The organism is Bradyrhizobium arachidis (assembly GCF_015291705.1).
GTDB classification, from domain to species: Bacteria; Pseudomonadota; Alphaproteobacteria; order Rhizobiales; family Xanthobacteraceae; genus Bradyrhizobium; species Bradyrhizobium arachidis.
Window position 1 is genome coordinate 5,502,342 of sequence record NZ_CP030050.1, and the last position, 18,487, is coordinate 5,520,828.

The window sequence follows — 18,487 nt, forward strand, 5'->3', positions numbered from 1 at the left end:
GCTGCTAAATATTTAGCTGTTGACCAAGCCCAGCCGGGAACTTGCCTCTTGCTCAGAGTGCGATCGAAGGCGCGCATGGCAAGCACGAAAAACCCCAGCGCTTGGAGCCACGCTGGGGCGTTTCGTTCAAAATGAATTGGTCAAGTAATGAAGCACTCATAGCAGCGATTTCGCCCCGCGCTTGTGAACTGGTTCACATTTGGCGCGGCAAAGCAAACGACCCCAGTGCAGGGGGCTACTGAGGTCGCCAACCTTGTGGGAAGGTTTTCTCACGGCCCGGGGGCTTGGGGGGCTTGGGGATGGGCCGGGAGCCCGGAGTCTACGTTTTGCGCGCACAGTCGTTCCAATGCCGGTGTGCGGGAAGTTCGCCGGGCTTGGGCCGGCCCATGTTGGCGGAACGGGGTACCGCACCGTGCCGGTTTGAGCGTTCGCGCGCCGCGCGCTAGGATCGCGCTTTTCAAGGAGGCTCATTTGAAACAGCTCATTGTCATTGCGGCCATTGCACTGTCTTTTGCGGCGCCTGCGCGGACGCAGCCGCTGGTCGATCCCAACAAGGTTGCTCCCGAATACCGCGAAGCCGCCGAGAAGCGCCGCGCCGAACAGTTGCGACAGCGCGAATGCGCCATCAAGGCGGATCTCGAGAAGGTGCTGCCGAGGGATCGCACCGCCTATCTCAATCATTGCCTGGACATGATGGCGGCCAAGCAATAGCGGCCGATGATGTCGTGCGCGCCCGCAGGTGGCGGGCTTTCGCGGCGCAAGCACATGCCGCGCCGCGAAGGCGACGCGCGCGATGAGTCCTGGAGCGCGTTCAAACTTTCTTCAGACATTTGGGATGAGCTGATGATCCATTTCCATCAGTCATTGTTGTCCGCGCATGAGTTCGGTCCAGATTCAGTGCACGCGGTGCAAGAGCGTGTTCCGCGATCGCGCCGGGCGGTTGCAGGACGGCTATTCCAGGCAATGTCCGAGCTGCGAGGTGGTGCTGTTCTTTGCCGAGGACTCCCAGCACCCGTTCATCAAGCGTGCGATGCGGAGCGCGCGCCAGGTCCGCAAGGAGCTGCGCGAGGCCGAAGCGGCGAGGCTCCTCGCGCCAGAGACGCAAGCGGCGCCGCCACGCTCGTTCGAAGGCCGCAAACGGTCGGCCGGCAGATCGGATTAGAAGCCGCCTTGGCGCAGGCGATTTGTCGCAGCCGCACAGCGCAGCAACGACGCTACTGGCGTGACCGCTTCCTCGGAAACAGGCGATCGCGGATGTAGCGGGAGGTCGCGGTCAGGCGGATGCCGCGCGGCTTCTGCCAGGCGGCGCGATCGATCTCGTTCTTGTCGCCGATCGCAAGCCGGCCCTTGGCGTTCTTGGCGATGAAGATCGCGTCGCTCATCTTGCGGCCGGACCGCTTGTTCCTGGCCGTCACTTCCTTCCAGAGGCTGATCCTGCCGAGCTTGAGCTTGGGCAGCTCCTCCTTGATCTCCCGCCGGAGGCAGTCCTTGTCGGACTCGCGCGCACGCTTGCGGCCGCCCGGGAACATCCACAGGCCGTCCGATCGCCGTCTGACCAACAAAACCTTGCCGCGCTTGGCGGCGACCAGCTTGGAAGACTTCGCCATTACTTTCGTAGACTATTGCAGGCTCACAACCAGAATCTCGCCTATCGTAACTTGTCTAGCTCGATAGACAAGTTCGGCGGGGACATTGATCACAGCCTTGGCGGGACGCTCAGCCCTCGCCCGCCTCCGCCCGGTCCTCGGTCCTGATCCAGGCCATCATCATCTCCCAGGCGACCGACAGGATGATCGGACCGATGAACAGGCCGACGATGCCGTGGGCAAGCGTGCCGCCGATCACGCCGACGAAGATCACGATGGTCGGCGTGGTCAGCCCGCGCCCCATGACGAGCGGCTTCAGCATGGTGTCGATGAAGCCGACCAGGACGAGAAACACGGTGAGCAGCAGCGCCGTGGTGACGTCCTTGGCGGTCCAGATCCAGATGATGACCGGCAGCAGCACGAGGAAGGCGCCGATCTGCACGATCGAGAGCAGCAGCACGATGAAGGCGAGCAGGCCAGCGCTCGGCACCGCTGCGAGCTTGAAGCCGATGCCGGCGAGCAGCGCCTGCACGATCGCGACGCCGATCACACCCTGTGCCACGGCGCGGATGGTCGCGCCCGCGAGCTCGAGGAAATGCTCGCTCTGCTCGGGCACGATGCGAAACAGGAAGCCGCGGCCTGCCGCGACCAGCCGCGGCCCATGCGGAAACAGGAAGCCCGCCACGAACACCGAGACCAGAAACTGCAGCGTGCCGACGCCGGCATCGCCGGCGAGCGACAATAGCGGTCCCGCCAGCGGCTGGAGATACGGCGCCACCTCGCGCAGCACTGCGCGGATGTTGTTATAGGCCTGCTCCCAGAGGTCATAGAGCCACGGGCCAACCAGCGGCCAGGATTTGAGCTGCTCCGGCGCCGACTGGAGCGCGAGATCGCCGGTGCCGAGCTGGCGCGCCAGCTCGCGCACGCCATCCACCGCGCTGATGCCGAGCCAGGTCGCCGGTCCAATGACGATGCCGAGCGTGATCAAGGTGAGGATCGCAGCCGCGGTCTTGGGCCGGCCGCCCAGGACTTTGGCGACCCAGCTGAACGCCGGATAGAACGCGACCGCGAGCACGCCGCTCCAGGCCAGGATCGGCACGAACGGGCGAATGATCAGGAAGGTCCAGATGATCAGCAGGCCGAGCAGGACGACCCTGATCAGGAGCTGGATGATGTCCTCTCCCGTCAGGAGCTGACGGAGACTTTTCACGGGCACGACCTTCCTTGCTGCATGAACGCGGGGTTCCGAGATTTGCGCAACCTTGGCGTTATTGCGAGCCGCGCCACCGGCGTCAAGACAACCGGCCTGTCCCGCGCCCCGGCGATTAGGAACGCATCGGGCCCATCCGCATTCCGGATTGATGGCGCCCCCTCCCAGACAGCCCGATGCACACGCGGGAATCCACCGCGGCGTCCACTATTCGCTGAGACGGAACGGCGCGCCCGGCTATTGGCGCTACGCCTACGCCATTGGCGAGAAGGTCCATTCCGGCCGGGTGCAAGGCAGGCTGGCGCTGCTCGCCATCAGGCGCGTGCAGATGCGCATCGATCGGGAGATGCGGAATGGTCAGACCAACGACTGAGCTTGCGGCGGCATCGGCGCAGCGCGGCTTGGCTAACGCTCGTTAACCGGATTTCCCCGGCCCGGTTTACGCCGCTGCAAATGCCCGTGGCTACCGTGGGATCGAGGTCCCAAGAAACATTCCGTGCAAATGGCCAACAGCATCTGGACGATCGAAGAATTCACCTGTGCGGGTTGCAGCATGAACTACACTGCGACACGCGAGGAGCACGCCGAAGCGCACTCCGGCAGCTTCAAATGCAGCATCTGCAGCGGCGTTGTGCACAGCTGGTCCGGCAAGCATCACTTCTTCGGCTGGCAAGCCGTGAAGACCAAGCCCCCCGTGTTCGGACGGCGCTGGGCCGGCGTTGCGTGATAGCTGCCGGCGATGGTCTCGTAGCCCGCTCCTCCTGCCGCGAAAGCTCCACACTCCCTCATAACGGCCTGCGCGAACTGCGGCTTCTGCTACTCTGCGGCACGGGTTAGATTCCCCTTCCCGCAACTGAAGCCGATCCGCAATGACCGCTCCCTTCGTTCCCCAGATCGCCCTCTACCGCAACTGGCTCGCCACGCAGCGCGGCCTCACCTTCGCGAGCTATGAGGAGATGCGGCAGTGGTCGGTGCGCGATCTCGATGCGTTCTGGCGCAGCATCTGGGACTATTACGACCTGCAATCGCCGAGCCCGTTCCAGGCCGTGATCGCCGAACGCAAGATGCCAGGCGCGGTCTGGTTTCCCGGCGCGCAGGTCAACTACGCGCGGCAGGTGTTCCGGCATGTCGAGGCGGCCAACGCCGCCGGCCTGCCCGCGATCGTCAGCAGTGGCGAGGACGGCAACCTCACAGAAACGAGCTGGCTAGAGCTGCGGCGCAAGGCGGCTGCGCTCGCGCTGCATCTGAAGGAAAAAGGCATCAAGCCGGGTGATCGCGTCGCGGCCTACCTTCCCAACATCCCCGAGACCATCATCGCGTTTCTCGCCAGCGCGAGCATCGGCGCGGTCTGGAGTGTCTGCGCGCCCGACATGGCCGCGCCCGCCGTCATCGACCGATTCAAGCAGATCGAGCCGAAGGTGCTGATCGCCTGCGATGCCGTCACCTATGCCGGGCGGCGGCACGACCGGCGCGATGTGGTGGCCGAGCTGCGGCGATCGCTGCCGACCGTCGAGCACGTGATCCTGCACAGCGAGGCCGCTGCTGGTGCCGCTGACGCCCTGCTGTCCGATATTCTCGCAAGGACGGGCGCGGCGGTCGAAGCGTTCGAGCCGATGTGGCTGCCGTTCGATCATCCGCTCTGGATCGTCTACTCCAGCGGCACCACCGGCCTGCCGAAACCGATCGTGCACGGTCATGGCGGCATCGTCATCGTGGTGCTGGCGCTGCTCGGCCTGCACAACGACGTCGGCTGCTCCTACCACGAGAATTCTTTCGGCGAGCGCTATCACTGGTACTCTTCGACCGGCTGGATCATGTGGAACAGTCAGGTTGGCGGCCTGCTCAGCGGCACCACCTGCTGCATTTTCGACGGCAGCCCTGGCGGGACCAAGGACAAGCCGGACTCGGCCACGCTGTGGCGCTTCGTGGCGCAGTCGAAAGCGACCTTCTTCGGCGCTGGCGCTGCGTTCTTCGCCAATTGCGCCAAGGCCGAGATCGATCTTGCCGCCGCCGGCGATCTGTTGCGGCTGCGCTGCCTCGGCTCGACCGGCTCGCCGCTGAGCGCCGATACGCAGGCCTGGTTCAACGACCGCTTCGCGGCGCTGTCGAAGATCAACGGCAGCAAGGCACAGGCCGACATCTGGTGGGCCAACATCTCCGGCGGCACCGATTTCGCCGGCGCCTTCATCGGCGGCAACCGCGAATTGCCGCAGACGCCGGGCGCGATGCAGTGCCGCCTGCTGGGCGCTGCGGTCGAAGCCTTCAGCGAACAGGGCCACGCCGTCACGGATGAGGTCGGCGAGCTCGTCTGCACCGAGCCGATGCCGTCGATGCCGCTCTATTTCTGGAACGACAAGGACGGTGCGCGCTATCGCTCCAGCTATTTCGAGACCTATCCGGACAATTTCGACGACAGTGGCCGCGGGCCGGTGTGGCGGCACGGCGACTGGCTCAAGGTCAATCCGGACGGCTCCTGCATCATCTACGGCCGCAGCGATGCGACGATCAACCGACACGGCTTGCGCATGGGCACCAGCGAGCTCTACTCCGCGATCGAGGCGCTGCCCGAAGTGCTCGATAGCCTCGTCGTCGACCTCGAATATCTCGGCCGCGACAGCTACATGCCGCTGTTCGTCGTGCTGCGCGAAGGAACAGCGTTCGACAGCGCGATGCAGGCCAAGATCAACAAGGCAATCGAAGCCAGTCTTTCCCGGCGCTTCCTTCCGAACGAGATCTTTGCCGTCGCCGAGATCCCGCGCACGCTCTCCGGCAAGAAGCAGGAGCTGCCGATCAAGAAGCTGCTGCTCGGCCAGCCCGTCGAGAAAGTCATCAACAAGGAGGCGATGGCCAATCCCGCCTGCCTCGACTGGTATCTGGAACTCGCGCGCAAATATCTCGCGCGGACCATGGCATAAGCCGCCTGAAGCGCGATGAGATCAGGATAAATCGTCATCGCGCTTGAGCTTGTAGTCGACGCATGATCGTTTCGGAAACCGCTGCGCAATTTTCCGGATCATGCTTTAACCGCCGCCGAAGTTGGACGGATCCAAATTCCTGTTCTCCGATGGCGGGATCGGCGGATAGCCGGGAAACTTGTACCAGCCTGGCGGCACGGGCGCGTCCTCGGCCGGACGAACCACGACATGATGGCGCGGGTAGGCGTGACGGACCGGCGCGGCAACAGCCGGCGCGCCGGTTGCGATCACGAGAATCAGGACCAGGACAGAGCGCATTGAACCGTGCTCCAGACGTCCACCCGCAATGTCATGTAGTGCGGACCACGCTGCACCCCACGCCTCCGTGGCTCACGATCGGTCACATCGACGGCATCGACCGTGCCGCCGGTCCGAAAGATCCGCCCAATTGCGCCGACTGCATTTGGAGTCCGTTCACCGATCGCCGCTAGATCAGGATGAACTCTCCGCAACCAGTGTTTGCCATGGCCGACCTCAACGCCGTCCTCACCAGGCTCAACGACCGCCTGCTCCGCCTCGAGGGCGAGCTGTTCGTGCTGCGCTCGCTGGCGCGCGCGACGCTGACGGCAGGCGACGACCACGCCGCGCGCATGCGCAAGCTGGTCGAGGCCGCCAAGGTCGCGCTCGACGACGAGGCGAAACGCGAGCTCGACAAGCCGACGCGCAAATATGTCGATGCAGCCACCGCATTGGTGGAGGAATTGCTGGTCGAGCCGACCCCGGCACGGCCGCTGTTCACCGTCATCGACGGCGGTCGGCGCGACTAATCCGTCAGAATGGCTGGCGGCCGCCCGATGTGGCGGAATCCCCGGCCTTCAGCCGGCTGAGACCCGCCTCGATGACGGCGATCTCCTCGTCGATCTTTTCGATCGGCCGGCTGAAATCGTAGCCCGACCTACTCTTCAGATCGACCGCAAGCCGCTGCCTGTGCATCATGAGTTCGTCGAGCCCACGGCGGTTCTTCAGCCGCACATAGGCGTCCACGATCTGCTCAATTGCGCTCGGCATGAAATCGGTCCCGGCAAAAATGCCAGCGCGGCGCACCCACGCCGGCGGGACATTCTTGGTGTCGCGGTACGCAATACAAATCCGCGACGGATTCGTCGATACGACAGCCAGGTTGAAAACGTGTTACCGTCGTGTGATTTCGTGATGCACGGCATGAAAAAGCCGCTGGCGATAACGCCAGCGGCTTAAGCCGGGTTCGAAAAGGGCTTCGGATTGAAATGCAGCCAGCCCCGGTGGACGCTAGTCTAGCGGCACACTGGATGGCCTTCTGTCTGAAAAGAAACACAGGAACCGGCGCATCCGCATTTGCCGTCCGATCGTGGCCGCGCGGCAACGCTTAATCGACCACGCAAAAATACTTGCGCGGCCATTTGCGATAGGCGCTGTAGCGGTAATACGGCCGGTAGGCGTAGCCGCGATAGATCGCCGGCGGCTCCTCGCCGTAATAGGCGCCGTGGTAGAAATTATAGGGCACCCCTTCGGGGCAACGATAAACGTCCCAAGTCGGACCGATGAACGGCGCGACCCCGATTTCGGGCGGTATCGCCGGGTATGTCCCACCGGCCTGCACCGGAGCCGCCACGATCAGTGCGGCGAGAACAACAAACCACGCGCTTCGCATTCGCTCGCTCCTGGCCCTCGAAAGTGCGCCCATCGAAACGCGCCAATGGAAACACCGGCGCGGACGGCCGCGCAATCGCCGAGTTCGGCGCAGCCCCCGGCCGACGCATTGTTGATAACCGGCCGTAACGCCTCGTGGGTGGTGACAGGATGCTCCAGCGTGTTATCGGGAGTGTGACGCAGTTGCGAGAGAGATCGGACACCCATGCGCATTACCCTTGTCGGCTCCCGCCATTTCGGCGTGACCACCCTGAACATGCTCCGGGAGCACGGCGTTGGGGTCGTCCGGGTCGTGGTAGCCGACGCCGAGGACCGCCTCGCCGCAGCCGCCAAGGCGGCCGGGATCGAGGTGGCGGTGCAGGCCAATCCGAAGCTGGTGGTCGCCTCCGAGATCGCCCCCGACACCGACCTGATCATCACCGCGCACAGCCATGCCCGGATCGGCAAGGACGCCCTCGCTGCGTCGAAGCTGGGCGGAATCGGCTATCACCCCTCGCTGCTGCCGCGACATCGCGGCAAGGCCGCAGTGGAATGGACCATCAAGGAGGGCGATCCGGTCGCCGGCGGCACGATCTATCATCTCGCCGACCGCATGGACGCCGGCGCCATCGCCGCCCAGGACTGGTGCTTCGTGAAAAAGGGCGAGACTGCCCGCGAGCTCTGGGAGCGCGCCCTCGCCCCCCTGGGCCTCAAGCTGCTGGCCGACGTGATCGACTATGCCAAGGTCCACAAGGCGCTGCCGGCGAAAGTCCAGGACGAGCAGTTCGCGACCTCGGCACCAAGCCTTTCCTAAATCCCCGCCCCTGAGTCTCTCGCCTCACGTTTACAATTAACGTGAGGTCGCATTGATTTTGCTTCGAAAATTGGAGCCGGAAACGCAAATAAACTATTGTTTCCACAGGAACAATTTTCGCTTTGGCATTGCAACAAATTTCCGTCACATTTCGTCCGAATAAGCGTCAGCATCTCAGACATGTTCAAGGACGGAATTCATGCGTTTTGGTCGCATCGCGGCGTTCTGTGCCGCTTCAGTTGTCGCCGGCACCCTCGCCGCTCCCGCTTTCGCCCAGAGCCCCTATGACGGCAACTGGCATGTCACCATCGTGACCAAGACCGGCTCCTGCGAGCCCACCGCAAGCTCCATGCTCACCGTTGCCGACGGCAAGATCACCGCGCCCGGCGCTAACGTTTCCGGCACCATCGGCAGTGGGGGACTTGTGAAAGTTTCGATCAATGGTGCATATGCCAACGGTCAACTCAACGGCAACGCCGGATCGGGGAAGTGGAATGGAGCATCTGCAGGCATACCGTGCAGCGGGCGGTGGGAAGCATCGCGCCAATAAACCTATCGAGGCTCGCGCCCGAAACCGGCGGCTGCTGATCGCGGCCGCCGTTTTGTTTGCGGCAGGGCTGGCCAATTCTGAAGGCAAGGCCCAGTCCAGCCCGTTTGCTTCGCTGGCGGGGACGTGGAGCGGTGGTGGCACCGTCACGCTGGACGACGGCTCGACCGAGCGGATCCGCTGCCGGGCCAAATACGCCCCGATCGGCCCCACCATGGAGATGTCGCTGACCTGCGCCAGCGACGCCTACAAGTTCAACCTCGGCGCCAACGTGAGGGCTGAAGGCGGCGCCATCGCCGGCAGCTGGTCCGAGGCCAGCCGCAACATCTCGGGATCGCTGCAGGGCCGTGGCGCCGGCGGCAATTACGAGCTGGTCGCCTCCACCGCCGGCTTCAACGCCAACATCTCGCTGAAGACGAGTGGCAACAAGCAGAACGTCGCGATGCGCGCCGACAGCCAGTTCCGCGGCGCCAACATCTCGCTGTCGAAGTAAGACAATCAGTGACACGACAATCGACCCGGCGTCGGCGCCGGGTCGATTTTTTTATGCGACAGGCACGAACGCGGTGACCTCGATCTCGACCTTGGCGCGCTCGTCGACGAGACCTCCGATATAGAGCAGCGTCGAGGGCGGGAAATTGCGCCCGAGCGTTTCCTTCCAGGCCGCGCCGATGCCGGCGCCAGCAGCCTCATATTCGCTGCGGCTGGTCAGGTACCAGGTCAAGCGGACGATGTGCTCAGGACCGGCGCCGGCCTCACCCAAAAGCTTGATGATCCGCTTCAGCGCGGTCGCAACCTGCGCCGCCATGTCAGGCACGTAGTTGCCGGCCTCGTCGCCGCCGGTTTGCCCGGCAAGCACTACCCAGCGGCCCGGCCCCTCCACCTCAACGCCATGAGAAAAGCCGCGCGGTTTTTTCCATTCGGCCGGCTGCAAGATACGCATGAGCGATATTCTCCCGTTTTTTGTCGTTGTTCACCCAAGCCTTAGCACGCCATCCTGCATCGCTGCATCCGCAGATTTGGGCGTTGCAAACGGTGCCGATGTCGCCGATACCGGCCGTCCCCTCACGTTCGATCTCCCACGCCGCCGATGACCCCGACACCGTCCAAAACGATGGCTGCACTCTGGATGGCCGGCTGGCTGGCACTGATGCTGGTCATGGCGGTGGCCGGGCGCGAGACCACGCGCGAGCTCAACGTCTTCCAGATCATGGAAGTGCGCTCGGTGATCGGGTTCACGCTGCTGCTGCCGATCATCTACCGCAGCGGTGGCTTCAAGGCGGTCGCGACCAAACGCCTGCCTCAGCACCTCGCCCGCAACGGGGTTCATTATTTCGCACAGCTCGGCTGGTTCTATGCCCTGACGCTGATCGGAATCGGCCAGGTGGTGGCGATCGAATTCACCATGCCGATCTGGACCGCGCTGTTGGCTGCAACCTTCCTGTCCGAGCGCATGACCGTCTGGAAGATCGCCGCGGTCGTGCTCGGTGTCGTCGGCGTCGTCATGATCGTGCGTCCCGCCACCGGCGAGATCAATCCGGGTCAGCTGATCGCACTCGGCGCCGCCATCGGCTTCAGCATCTCCATGATCCTGGCGAAATCGCTGACCCGGACCGAGAGCGCATTGTCGATCCTGTTCTGGATGATCATGGTGCAGATGGTCGTGGGCCTGCTGCCGACGCTCTATGTCTGGACCTGGCCGTCGACTTATCTCTGGGGCTGGCTCTTCATCATCGGAGTCTGCGGCACATTCTCGCACTACTGCCTCGCCAGCGCGCTCCGCTACGCTGACGCCACGATCGTGGTTCCCATGGACTTCCTGCGGGTTCCGCTGACCGCGACCGCCGGCTGGCTACTGTATTCCGAACGGCTCGATAGCTGGACCGTGCTCGGCGCTGCACTGATCCTCTCCGGCAATCTGTTGAATTTGAAGCCGGCTTCGCCGGTTCCCGCCCGCGCGCAGTGAACCCTGCGCCGCCTCGCGCGACAAAACAGAGTGGTCGAGCGTGATTTGGATCACGTTGGAGAGCCCCTCCAACGTGCACATTCGGCCACACAGCAGCGGGTTCAACGAGACGTCCTGCCGTTTTGGTGGCGCGGAGTCGGGCACTTCGTGTAGCTTCGTTGTCAATTTGTTGCTGCCTGCAATTCGATTCTGGGGATTTCAGATGCGCTTTCTCACCCTCCTCGCCTCGTTGATGTGCGTGGCGTTGTCGGTCAGTGCCGCGAAAGCCGACCGCCGCGTCGCCTTCGTCGTCGGCAACGGCTCCTACAAGAACGTCGCGCAATTGCCGAACCCGCCGATCGACGCCAAGGCGATGGCATCGACGCTGCGCAACGTCGGCTTCGAGGTGATCGAAGGATCGAACCTCAGCCGCGACCAGATGACCGAGAAGCTGCTCGATTTCGGCCGCAAGGCGCAGGGCTCCGACATCGCGCTGTTCTATTATGCCGGCCACGGCATCGCCGTCGGCGGCACCAACTATCTCTTGCCCGTCGACGCCGACATCAAGTCGGAGATGGACGTCAAGCTTGGCGCCGCCATCAACATCGACCTGACGCTCGAGCAGACCATGGGCGATGCCAAGGTCAAGCTCGTGTTCCTCGATGCCTGCCGCGACAATCCGTTCGCCGCCAAGATCAAGTCGAACTCGGCGACCCGCAGCGTCAACGTGCAGAGCGGCCTTGCCGAGATGAAGTCCGGTGAAGGCACGCTGATCGCGTTCGCCACCGGCCCCGGCCAGACCGCGCTCGACGGCCAGGAAGGCAACAACAGCCCGTTCACCCGCGCGCTGATCGACAACATCACCAAGCCCGGCGTCGAGATCCAGCAGGCGATGACGTCGGTGCGCGCCCAGGTCAACGAAGAGACCCACAAGGGCCAGCTGCCCTGGGGCCACACCAATCTGATCGGCGCGGTCTATCTCAACCAGGCTCCGACCACCCAGGTTGCCAACGCGGCCCCCACCGCTGCCGGCGTCGTACCGGCGGCGAGCGGCAGCAATGACGGCGTCGAGCTCGAATACTGGCGCTCGGTCAAGGAGAGCAACAAGCCGGAAGAGCTCAACGCCTATCTCGCGGCCTATCCGAACGGCCAGTTCAAGGCGCTCGCGCTGGCGCGGATCGCCGCGATCAAGAGCGGCCCGTCGACCACGACCCGCACCCTCAATGCTGGCGTCGATCCCGCTGCCTTTACCGATGAGGCCTCTCAGCTCACCGAGGACCAGATCGGCCTCGACAAGAACCAGCGCCGCGACGTGCAGCGCCGCCTCACCGGGCTCGGCTTCGACACCAAGCAGACCGGCGTGTTCAGTGAGGAGACCCGGTCCGTCATCAAGCGCTGGCAGGCCGCGCGCGGCTATCCTTCGTCGGGCTATCTCAACAAGCCCCAGCATAAGGCCCTGCTCGCCGAGGTCGTGGCCGCGCCGCCGACCGCGAGCGATAACAGCCAGAAAGCGGCCCGCCGTGCTAGCGCCCCCGCAGGCAGCAGCGCGCCGGCTCCGGCTCCCCAGCGCAGCAGCCCCGGTGATGCGGCCGGCGCAGCCTTCGTCGGCGGGGTCGTCGGCGGCATGATGGGCGGCATGTTCCGCCGCTGAGGCAGGCCAGTTCGCGAAACACAAAAGCCCGGCTCGCGCCGGGCTTTTTTCTTTTGGTCGCTCCTCATCCTGAGGAGCGCTCCGCAGGAGCGCGCGTCTCGAAGGATGAAAGGCCCGGCCGGCAGCAGCGGGGCCTTTCATGGTTCGAGACGGCGCTGACGCGCCTCCTCACCATGAGGAGTTGAGACTTACTTCCCCGCCGCCTTGCGCAGCGCCTCGTTGATGCGATCCTGCCAGCCGGGGCCGCCTTCCTGGAAGAACTCCAGCACGTCCTGGTCGATGCGCAGCGTCACCTGCTCCTTGATGCCGGGGACGGCGGTCTGCTTCGGCGGCGCCGCGGCGACCTTGGTCGTCACCTTCTTGAACGCCGCCTCGGCCTCGGTCCTGGCATCGCCGAGCGTGCGTGGCCGCCTCGGTGGTTGATCCGCCATGTTCTAGATTCCCTCAAACAGAGCCGTCGAAAGATAACGTTCGGAGAAGGACGGCACCACCGCCAGGATGGTTTTTCCCGCAGCTTCCGGCCGCTTGCCGATCTCGAGCGCTGCCGCGATCGCCGCGCCCGAGGAGATGCCGCCGGGAATGCCCTCATGCCGCGCCAGCGCGCGCGAGGTCTCGATCGCGGTGGTCGAGTTGATCTTCACGATCTCGTCGATCACCGAGCGGTCGAGAATGTCAGGCACGAAACCCGCGCCGATGCCCTGAATCTTGTGCGGCGTGTGCTGGCCGCCCGACAGCACCGGGCTCTCCTCCGGCTCGACGGCAACGACGCGCAACGACGGCTTGCGGGGCTTGAGCACCTGGCCGACGCCAGTGATGGTGCCGCCGGTGCCGACGCCGGCAACGAAGAAATCGATATTGCCTGCGGTGTCGTTCCAGATCTCCTCCGCCGTGGTGCGGCGATGCACCTCGGGATTGGCGAGGTTCTTGAATTGCTGCGGCATCACCGAGTTCGGCGTTGTCTTCAAGAGCTCCTCGGCGGTCGCAATCGCGCCCTTCATGCCTTGCGCGGCCGGCGTCAGCACCAGCTCGGCACCGAGGAACGCCAGCATCTTGCGCCGCTCGATCGACATCGATTCCGGCATCACCAGCTTCAGCCGATAGCCGCGCGAAGCGGCGACGAAAGCGAGCGCGATGCCGGTGTTGCCGGAGGTCGGCTCGATCAGCACGGTATCGGGCTTGACGATCCCCGCCTTCTCCATCGCGATGATCATGGCCGCACCGATGCGATCCTTCACGCTCGCGGCAGGGTTGAAATATTCAAGTTTTGCCAAAATGGTCGCGTTCACGCCGTGCATGCCCGGCAGCCGGCGCAAGCGCACGATCGGCGTGTCGCCAAAGGCCTCGACGATCGAAGAATAGATCCGGCCGCGGCCGGGTTGGTGCGCTGCACCCGTGTTTGCGGCCTTTTCGGACGATGCGTCCATGATGAACTCCCTGTGGCGATATTCGCGCTTCTTTCACAGCTCTTGCGCAGTTACGGACAGCTTGCGACGGCACGCAAGCGACAATGCGGCACATGTTAAATACGCTGCATCGCAAAATTGCGTGAGCAGTAATTATCAGAAAACCAACGCATTTGTGTTGCGACCTCGTCAACTGATTCTGCTTATGTTAGACTTAGGTCTCAAGCAGGGAAGCAGGGAGGTCACCACGATGTCAGCAGTTGCTGAAGTGTTGTCGACCGTCGCGTATCATCGCGATCCGCGTTGTAGCGAGTTGCCCACCTGTCCAGTCTGCGCTGACTCCATGGTCGCCGCCGAGGCATCTGCCTACGTCTCGGACCAGATGATCTCGTATCTCTGGACCTGCGACAATTGCGGCTACGGCTTCGTGACCAAGCACGCCGTCAAGCAACGGATCGTCTGCAATTGACGTTGCGCCGTTGATCAGCGCGGGGCGATGTCGCCCCTCGACCAGTCTGCGCGCGTACGCTGATAGAACTCCTCGAACGTTCCGTGTGCGATCGCGTCCCTGATGCCCTGCATCAGGAACTGGTAGTAGGCGATATTGATCTCGGACAGCAGCATCGCCCCCAACGTCTCGCCGGCCTTGACGAGATGGTGCAGATAGGCGCGCGCGTAGTTGCGCGCCGACGGCCACGTGCTCGCCTCATCGAGCGGACGCGGATCGTCGGCGTGGCGCGCGTTGCGCAAATTGACCTGGCCGAAGCGCGTGAAGGCGACGCCATGGCGGCCATTGCGCGTCGGCATCACGCAATCGAACATGTCGACGCCGCGCTTCACTGCTTCGAGGATGTCGTCAGGCGTGCCGACGCCCATCAGATAGCGCGGCCGGTCGGTCGGCAGCGCCGGCGCGGTCTCGTCGATCATCGCCAGCATCACCGCCTGAGGCTCGCCGACGGCAAGGCCGCCGATCGCATAGCCATGGAAACCCATCTCGACCAGGCCCTGCGCGCTCGCGTGACGAAGCTGCGGGATGTCGCCGCCCTGCACGATGCCGAACAGCATGTAACCGTCAGGCGCGCTTTCGAAGGCGCGCTTTGAGCGCTCGGCCCAGCGCAGCGACAGCCGCATCGCGCGCTCGATATCGTCACGCTCGGCCGGCAGCCGCACGCATTCGTCCATCTGCATGGCGATGTCGGAGCCGAGGAAGCGCTGCACCTCGATCGAGCGCTCCGGCGACAGCTCGACCTTGGCGCCGTCGATATGCGAGCGGAAAGTCACGGCGTGCTCGCTGACCTTGCGTAAGTCGGCGAGCGACATCACCTGGAAGCCGCCGGAATCGGTCAGCATTGGCCCGTTCCAGCCGGTGAACCGCTGCAATCCGCCGAGCGCCGCAATCCGCTCCGCTCCGGGACGCAGCATCAGGTGATAGGTGTTGCCGAGCACGATGTCGGCGCCGGCCTCGCGCACCTCGCGCCAGTGCATGCCTTTCATGGCGCCGGCGGTTCCGACCGGCATGAAGGCGGGCGTGCGGACCATGCCATGCGGCGTGGTCAGGCGCCCGGTGCGCGCGGCGCCATCGGTGGCGAGCAGTTCGAAATGATTGGGTAGAGTCATGGCCGTGCTTATTGCGTGTCGGGGGATGCCGATCAACCCGCCCGGACCGCGCCATGCTCCAGACTGGGACACAACGGGCGCGGATATTTCCACGCGCCGCGCTTGTTAAATAAAACGATACAGTGTAGTTTTACCGTGGGGCTGGACGAGATGCCGCGGCAAAGTTGCCGGCGGCCTTAGATGCGTGATCGCCAGCCACCGACGATGCCCCCCGCTTCATGTTCGACCGAGATGTCCGGCCCCACGCGCGGCTGGATCACGCAGGCAGGTGCCCGCCTGACCGGCGCCCTGGCCCTGACGTGCAGTCTGGCGCTCGCGGCCTGCACGTCCCTGCCCCGCACGCCCTATACGGCAGCTGAGGCCAGCGCATCGCGTGTGCTCGATATCGACGGCCTCAGGCGCTATGCCGACGAGCCGGTCACGAAATTCAGCTTCGAGAAGGACACCAGCACCGCGACGAAAACCTATCTGGCGCTCTCGGGCGGCGGCGCCGACGGTGCCTATGGCGTCGGCGTGCTCAACGGCTGGACCGCGGCCAAAACCCGTCCGACCTTCTCGGTCGTCTCGGGCGTAAGCACCGGTGGCCTGATCGCGCCATTCGCGTTTCTGGGGCCGCAATACGACGACACGCTGAGAGAGGTCTACACCAGCGGCATCGCGGAGAGCCTCCTGAACGACCCCAGCATCGTGCGGGTGCTGTTCGGATCTGGCCTGTTCGGCAACACGCGGCTGCGCGAGCTGGTCGCCCGCTATGTCGGGCCGGAAATCCTGGCGCAGGTCGCGCGCGAGAATGCCAAGGGCCGAAGGCTGCTGGTGGTCACGACCGATCTCGACACCCAGCGGACCGCGATCTGGGACATGGGCAAGATCGCAGCCGTCGGCACGCCCGAGGCGCTCAAGCTGTTTCGCGACGTCATGGCGGCTTCCGCCAGCATTCCGCTGGTGTTTCCACCGATCATGATCGACGCCGAAGGCCAGGGCCGCAAATTTCAGGAGATGCACGTCGACGGCGGCGTGACGTCGCCGGTGCTGACGCTGCCGGAGGCCCTGCTATTCCAGGGCAGCCGCCTGCCGGGCACCGCGAAGATGGACATCTACATCCTCGTCAACAAGAAGATCGAACGCAATTTCGAGCTGGTTTCCAACAGCACCATCGACGTCGCCTCGCGCAGCCTGTCGGCGATCACGCAGTCGCAGACGCGCTCGATCATCTTCTCCACCTACGATTTCGCCAAGCGCAACCGCCTTGGCTTCCATCTGTCCTACATCGCGCGCGATTATCCCGCGCCGCCGTCGGAAGGGTTCGACACCGCTTATATGCGGGCGCTGTACCAGTACGGATATGAGAAGGCGGCGGCGGGCGAGGCCTGGACCTCGACGCTCCCATGAGCACGTCGTGACGGAACGAGGTCGTATCGAGACCGTTGACGATACGGCCAATTCGGCCAGATTCGCGATGACGCCCTCGCTCCCGCGCGATATAGAGCGAATGACAGGCAACGCGCAGGAATCATTGGGCATGGGATTGACTGCGACCAGGACAAGATCGGCAGCGCAACGGCGCGAGGTGCCGAAATCGCGTGGCGGCCGGCCGACCAAAACCGCCGCGATCGAGCGCGACCAGCGGCTGATCGAGGTCGCCACCCGCCTGTTCCTGGACCGCGGTTTTGATGCGACCTCGCTCGACGCGGTCGCCGAAGCTGCACGGGTCAGCAAGCCGACCGTCTATTCCCGTTACGGCGACAAGCGCGGCCTGTTTGCCGCCGTGCTGAGGCGCGAGATCGAGCGCTGGCTTGCGCCGCTGTCGGCGGCGGCGGAGACGCAGCTCTCCAGCGCCTCGGATATCCCTGTCGAGCAGCGCCTGGTCGAGATCGGGCGCGAAATGCTGACCTTCACCTGCGGACCCGATGCCGTCGCCTTCAGCCGCATGATGACGTCACAGGCCATCAACTTCCCCGACGTCGCCAAGCTCGGCAAGGAGGAAGGCTGGCTCAAGGCCGTCTCCACCACGGCGCGCTTCTTCGACCATCTGGTGGCGCAAGGCGCGCTCGACCTCGAGGACACGACGATCGCAGCGGAAGTGTTCCTCGACGTCGTCGTCGGCCACACCCACCGCATGGCGACGTTCGGAATGGCGCTCGAGATGAAGCCGGCGGAAAAGCGCATGCGCGCCGCCATCAAGCTGTTCCTGGCCGGTGCGCTCGGCCGTGCGGCCCGCGTCCAAGACGCGGCTAAAGGCCCGCAACGGCGGCGTCCCTCCCGCTGACAATTCCGTGAGCTTGCGATCTATCCCCTGGGCGAGCGCGCCCTTGCCATTGACCAAAATAAAACGATACGGTATGGTTTAGTTATAGGTGAGGCGAACCGCTTTTTTCACCAGCCCCAAAAGAGGTTCGTATCGCCAAGATCGCCGCGACGGGTACAGCCCGCCACGACGCTCCGCGGCCGACCGATGCCCAAGGTCGGCCGCGTCTACTCTGGGTGACCAAGCCCGCTCGCCGACCAAAGGTTTCGAGCATGACGACAGCCACACGATGGACCTTGCCGTTGCTGGCGATCAGCCTGTCCGCGCTTCTCTTGGCCGCGCCCGCGCGAGCGATCGTGACCGCGGGGACGCCGACCTCCCTGCACAGCGACACAGATGGGGATGCCGAGGCCGACCGCCAAGCGGTCAGCCGCGAGATCGAACGCTTCCGCAGCTCGTCGATCTCGATCAGCCAGGCCATGGCGATCGCCGAGGCCCGTCACGCCGGCGCCACCACCGCGGATGTGAGTTTTGACGGCGGCTCCGGCGTGCCGGTCTACCGCGTGAAGACCCTGCACAACGACCGGATCTGGCGCCATACCATCAACGCCAGGACCGGCGAGCTCGTCGGCGGCGAGGCCGCCCTTCCCCCTGCCGAGCTCGACCTCGAGGACCGCGACAACCTCGCAGCGCTCGGCGCGATCAGGCACCGCCTCGTGGACGCAGTACGCGTCGCCGAGCGCGCCGCCTCGGGCAAGGCGATCAGCGGGGGCCTCGTGCGCGAGCGCGGTCGGCTGAATTTCTCGATCGTCGTCGTCAGCGGCGACGATCTCAAGGAGGTCACCCTCGAGCCGCCGGGTGCCCGGGCCAAGTAGCGGCGGCCACA

The 18,487-nt window shown here is 64.5% G+C and carries 24 protein-coding genes; 15 read left to right on the forward strand and 9 right to left on the reverse strand.

Annotated features, from left to right (window positions below; all coding sequences use genetic code 11):
• Window positions 1-471: 471 nt before the first annotated feature.
• Window positions 472-711, forward strand: a complete 240-nt coding sequence (locus WN72_RS25685) for a hypothetical protein (RefSeq protein WP_092214213.1) — start codon at window positions 472-474, stop codon at window positions 709-711.
• 166 nt (window positions 712-877) lie between these two features.
• Entirely contained in the window at window positions 878-1,162 is a 285-nt protein-coding gene (locus WN72_RS25690) for a hypothetical protein (protein WP_027559250.1), read from the forward strand.
• A gap of 52 nt (window positions 1,163-1,214) precedes the next feature.
• Here the strand turns inward: WN72_RS25690 and WN72_RS25695 are convergent, their stop codons facing one another.
• Window positions 1,215-1,607: an NUDIX hydrolase gene (locus tag WN72_RS25695; protein WP_027559251.1), complete on the reverse strand. Its 393-nt coding sequence runs from the start codon at window positions 1,605-1,607 to the stop codon at window positions 1,215-1,217.
• Between the two features lie 109 nt (window positions 1,608-1,716).
• A complete protein-coding gene (locus WN72_RS25700; RefSeq protein ID WP_027559252.1) occupies window positions 1,717-2,802 on the reverse strand; it encodes an AI-2E family transporter in 1,086 nt (361 codons plus the stop codon).
• A gap of 145 nt (window positions 2,803-2,947) precedes the next feature.
• On the opposite strand from WN72_RS25700, the gene WN72_RS25705 reads away from it, so the two are divergent.
• The 3 genes from WN72_RS25705 (at window position 2,948) to WN72_RS25715 (ending at window position 5,711) form a co-directional block, all read left to right on the forward strand.
• Window positions 2,948-3,169 (forward strand): hypothetical protein, encoded by a 222-nt coding sequence (locus WN72_RS25705; RefSeq protein WP_027559253.1) that lies wholly within the window; start codon window positions 2,948-2,950, stop codon window positions 3,167-3,169.
• A gap of 129 nt (window positions 3,170-3,298) precedes the next feature.
• A complete protein-coding gene (locus WN72_RS25710) occupies window positions 3,299-3,523 on the forward strand; it encodes a hypothetical protein (RefSeq protein ID WP_027559254.1) in 225 nt (74 codons plus the stop codon).
• A gap of 142 nt (window positions 3,524-3,665) precedes the next feature.
• Window positions 3,666-5,711 (forward strand): acetoacetate--CoA ligase, encoded by a 2,046-nt coding sequence (locus WN72_RS25715; RefSeq protein WP_092214211.1) that lies wholly within the window; start codon window positions 3,666-3,668, stop codon window positions 5,709-5,711.
• 105 nt (window positions 5,712-5,816) lie between these two features.
• Here the strand turns inward: WN72_RS25715 and WN72_RS25720 are convergent, their stop codons facing one another.
• Window positions 5,817-6,029, reverse strand: coding sequence for a hypothetical protein (locus WN72_RS25720; protein WP_027559256.1), 213 nt, complete (start codon window positions 6,027-6,029; stop codon window positions 5,817-5,819).
• 206 nt (window positions 6,030-6,235) lie between these two features.
• On the opposite strand from WN72_RS25720, the gene WN72_RS25725 reads away from it, so the two are divergent.
• Window positions 6,236-6,538 carry a hypothetical protein gene (locus tag WN72_RS25725; protein ID WP_011087444.1) on the forward strand — a complete coding sequence of 101 codons (303 nt, stop codon included), beginning with the start codon at window positions 6,236-6,238 and terminating at the stop codon, window positions 6,536-6,538.
• 4 nt (window positions 6,539-6,542) lie between these two features.
• On the opposite strand, the gene WN72_RS25730 is transcribed toward WN72_RS25725, so the two are convergent.
• Entirely contained in the window at window positions 6,543-6,779 is a 237-nt protein-coding gene (locus WN72_RS25730) for a hypothetical protein (RefSeq protein ID WP_027559257.1), read from the reverse strand.
• A gap of 337 nt (window positions 6,780-7,116) precedes the next feature.
• Window positions 7,117-7,401, reverse strand: a complete 285-nt coding sequence (locus tag WN72_RS25735) for a hypothetical protein (RefSeq protein WP_092214210.1) — start codon at window positions 7,399-7,401, stop codon at window positions 7,117-7,119.
• 204 nt (window positions 7,402-7,605) lie between these two features.
• Between WN72_RS25735 and WN72_RS25740 the strand changes: the two genes are divergently transcribed.
• From WN72_RS25740 to WN72_RS25750, 3 genes are all read left to right on the forward strand, one after another.
• A complete protein-coding gene (locus WN72_RS25740; protein WP_027559259.1) occupies window positions 7,606-8,193 on the forward strand; it encodes a formyltransferase family protein in 588 nt (195 codons plus the stop codon).
• A 199-nt stretch (window positions 8,194-8,392) separates the two neighbouring features.
• On the forward strand, window positions 8,393-8,743 hold the full coding sequence (locus tag WN72_RS25745; RefSeq protein ID WP_084334320.1) for a hypothetical protein: 351 nt from the start codon (window positions 8,393-8,395) through the stop codon (window positions 8,741-8,743).
• Window positions 8,688-9,233 carry a hypothetical protein gene (locus WN72_RS25750; RefSeq protein WP_027559260.1) on the forward strand — a complete coding sequence of 182 codons (546 nt, stop codon included), beginning with the start codon at window positions 8,688-8,690 and terminating at the stop codon, window positions 9,231-9,233. Before WN72_RS25745 ends, WN72_RS25750 begins: the two co-directional genes overlap by 56 nt.
• 51 nt (window positions 9,234-9,284) lie before the next feature.
• Here WN72_RS25750 and WN72_RS25755 read toward each other — a convergent pair whose 3' ends face one another.
• Window positions 9,285-9,683: a RidA family protein gene (locus tag WN72_RS25755; protein WP_092214207.1), complete on the reverse strand. Its 399-nt coding sequence runs from the start codon at window positions 9,681-9,683 to the stop codon at window positions 9,285-9,287.
• A 147-nt stretch (window positions 9,684-9,830) separates the two neighbouring features.
• On the opposite strand from WN72_RS25755, the gene WN72_RS25760 reads away from it, so the two are divergent.
• Both WN72_RS25760 and WN72_RS25765 read left to right on the forward strand, forming a co-directional pair.
• Window positions 9,831-10,706: a DMT family transporter gene (locus WN72_RS25760; protein ID WP_027559262.1), complete on the forward strand. Its 876-nt coding sequence runs from the start codon at window positions 9,831-9,833 to the stop codon at window positions 10,704-10,706.
• A 202-nt stretch (window positions 10,707-10,908) separates the two neighbouring features.
• The gene (locus tag WN72_RS25765; protein WP_027559263.1) at window positions 10,909-12,336 is read left to right on the forward strand and encodes a caspase family protein; all 1,428 of its coding nucleotides are present in this window, start codon (window positions 10,909-10,911) and stop codon (window positions 12,334-12,336) included.
• 188 nt (window positions 12,337-12,524) lie between these two features.
• Here the strand turns inward: WN72_RS25765 and WN72_RS25770 are convergent, their stop codons facing one another.
• Window positions 12,525-12,767 (reverse strand): BrnA antitoxin family protein, encoded by a 243-nt coding sequence (locus WN72_RS25770; RefSeq protein ID WP_092214205.1) that lies wholly within the window; start codon window positions 12,765-12,767, stop codon window positions 12,525-12,527.
• Between the two features lie 3 nt (window positions 12,768-12,770).
• Window positions 12,771-13,760 (reverse strand): cysteine synthase A, encoded by a 990-nt coding sequence (gene cysK, locus WN72_RS25775; RefSeq protein ID WP_092214203.1) that lies wholly within the window; start codon window positions 13,758-13,760, stop codon window positions 12,771-12,773.
• Between the two features lie 229 nt (window positions 13,761-13,989).
• Here cysK and WN72_RS25780 point away from each other — a divergent pair, with 229 nt between their 5' ends.
• Window positions 13,990-14,208 (forward strand): hypothetical protein, encoded by a 219-nt coding sequence (locus tag WN72_RS25780; protein ID WP_092214361.1) that lies wholly within the window; start codon window positions 13,990-13,992, stop codon window positions 14,206-14,208.
• A 14-nt stretch (window positions 14,209-14,222) separates the two neighbouring features.
• Here WN72_RS25780 and tgt read toward each other — a convergent pair whose 3' ends face one another.
• Window positions 14,223-15,356, reverse strand: a complete 1,134-nt coding sequence (gene tgt, locus WN72_RS25785; protein ID WP_035729719.1) for a tRNA guanosine(34) transglycosylase Tgt — start codon at window positions 15,354-15,356, stop codon at window positions 14,223-14,225.
• Window positions 15,357-15,587: 231 nt separating this feature from the next.
• Between tgt and WN72_RS25790 the strand changes: the two genes are divergently transcribed.
• From WN72_RS25790 to WN72_RS25800, 3 genes are all read left to right on the forward strand, one after another.
• Window positions 15,588-16,745, forward strand: coding sequence for a patatin-like phospholipase family protein (locus WN72_RS25790; protein ID WP_167380707.1), 1,158 nt, complete (start codon window positions 15,588-15,590; stop codon window positions 16,743-16,745).
• 130 nt (window positions 16,746-16,875) lie between these two features.
• Entirely contained in the window at window positions 16,876-17,622 is a 747-nt protein-coding gene (locus WN72_RS25795) for a TetR/AcrR family transcriptional regulator (protein ID WP_167380706.1), read from the forward strand.
• A 251-nt stretch (window positions 17,623-17,873) separates the two neighbouring features.
• Window positions 17,874-18,476, forward strand: coding sequence for a PepSY domain-containing protein (locus WN72_RS25800; RefSeq protein WP_092214198.1), 603 nt, complete (start codon window positions 17,874-17,876; stop codon window positions 18,474-18,476).
• The last annotated feature ends 11 nt before the right edge of the window (window positions 18,477-18,487 follow it).

Bases quoted from the DNA above. Each gene is read 5' to 3' on its own strand.
- WN72_RS25690 (WP_027559250.1), top strand. From the start codon at position 878: ATGAGTTCGGTCCAGATTCAGTGCACGCGGTGCAAGAGCGTGTTCCGC.
- WN72_RS25695 (WP_027559251.1), bottom strand. From the start codon at position 1,607: ATGGCGAAGTCTTCCAAGCTGGTCGCCGCCAAGCGCGGCAAGGTTTTG.
- WN72_RS25705 (WP_027559253.1), top strand. From the start codon at position 2,948: ATGGCGCCCCCTCCCAGACAGCCCGATGCACACGCGGGAATCCACCGC.
- WN72_RS25710 (WP_027559254.1), top strand. From the start codon at position 3,299: ATGGCCAACAGCATCTGGACGATCGAAGAATTCACCTGTGCGGGTTGC.
- WN72_RS25715 (WP_092214211.1), top strand. From the start codon at position 3,666: ATGACCGCTCCCTTCGTTCCCCAGATCGCCCTCTACCGCAACTGGCTC.
- WN72_RS25720 (WP_027559256.1), bottom strand. From the start codon at position 6,029: ATGCGCTCTGTCCTGGTCCTGATTCTCGTGATCGCAACCGGCGCGCCG.
- WN72_RS25725 (WP_011087444.1), top strand. From the start codon at position 6,236: ATGGCCGACCTCAACGCCGTCCTCACCAGGCTCAACGACCGCCTGCTC.
- WN72_RS25730 (WP_027559257.1), bottom strand. From the start codon at position 6,779: ATGCCGAGCGCAATTGAGCAGATCGTGGACGCCTATGTGCGGCTGAAG.
- WN72_RS25735 (WP_092214210.1), bottom strand. From the start codon at position 7,401: ATGCGAAGCGCGTGGTTTGTTGTTCTCGCCGCACTGATCGTGGCGGCT.
- WN72_RS25740 (WP_027559259.1), top strand. From the start codon at position 7,606: ATGCGCATTACCCTTGTCGGCTCCCGCCATTTCGGCGTGACCACCCTG.
- WN72_RS25745 (WP_084334320.1), top strand. From the start codon at position 8,393: ATGCGTTTTGGTCGCATCGCGGCGTTCTGTGCCGCTTCAGTTGTCGCC.
- WN72_RS25750 (WP_027559260.1), top strand. From the start codon at position 8,688: ATGGAGCATCTGCAGGCATACCGTGCAGCGGGCGGTGGGAAGCATCGC.
- WN72_RS25755 (WP_092214207.1), bottom strand. From the start codon at position 9,683: ATGCGTATCTTGCAGCCGGCCGAATGGAAAAAACCGCGCGGCTTTTCT.
- WN72_RS25760 (WP_027559262.1), top strand. From the start codon at position 9,831: ATGACCCCGACACCGTCCAAAACGATGGCTGCACTCTGGATGGCCGGC.
- WN72_RS25765 (WP_027559263.1), top strand. From the start codon at position 10,909: ATGCGCTTTCTCACCCTCCTCGCCTCGTTGATGTGCGTGGCGTTGTCG.
- WN72_RS25770 (WP_092214205.1), bottom strand. From the start codon at position 12,767: ATGGCGGATCAACCACCGAGGCGGCCACGCACGCTCGGCGATGCCAGG.
- cysK (WP_092214203.1), bottom strand. From the start codon at position 13,760: ATGGACGCATCGTCCGAAAAGGCCGCAAACACGGGTGCAGCGCACCAA.
- WN72_RS25780 (WP_092214361.1), top strand. From the start codon at position 13,990: ATGTCAGCAGTTGCTGAAGTGTTGTCGACCGTCGCGTATCATCGCGAT.
- tgt (WP_035729719.1), bottom strand. From the start codon at position 15,356: ATGACTCTACCCAATCATTTCGAACTGCTCGCCACCGATGGCGCCGCG.
- WN72_RS25790 (WP_167380707.1), top strand. From the start codon at position 15,588: ATGTCCGGCCCCACGCGCGGCTGGATCACGCAGGCAGGTGCCCGCCTG.
- WN72_RS25795 (WP_167380706.1), top strand. From the start codon at position 16,876: ATGGGATTGACTGCGACCAGGACAAGATCGGCAGCGCAACGGCGCGAG.
- WN72_RS25800 (WP_092214198.1), top strand. From the start codon at position 17,874: ATGACGACAGCCACACGATGGACCTTGCCGTTGCTGGCGATCAGCCTG.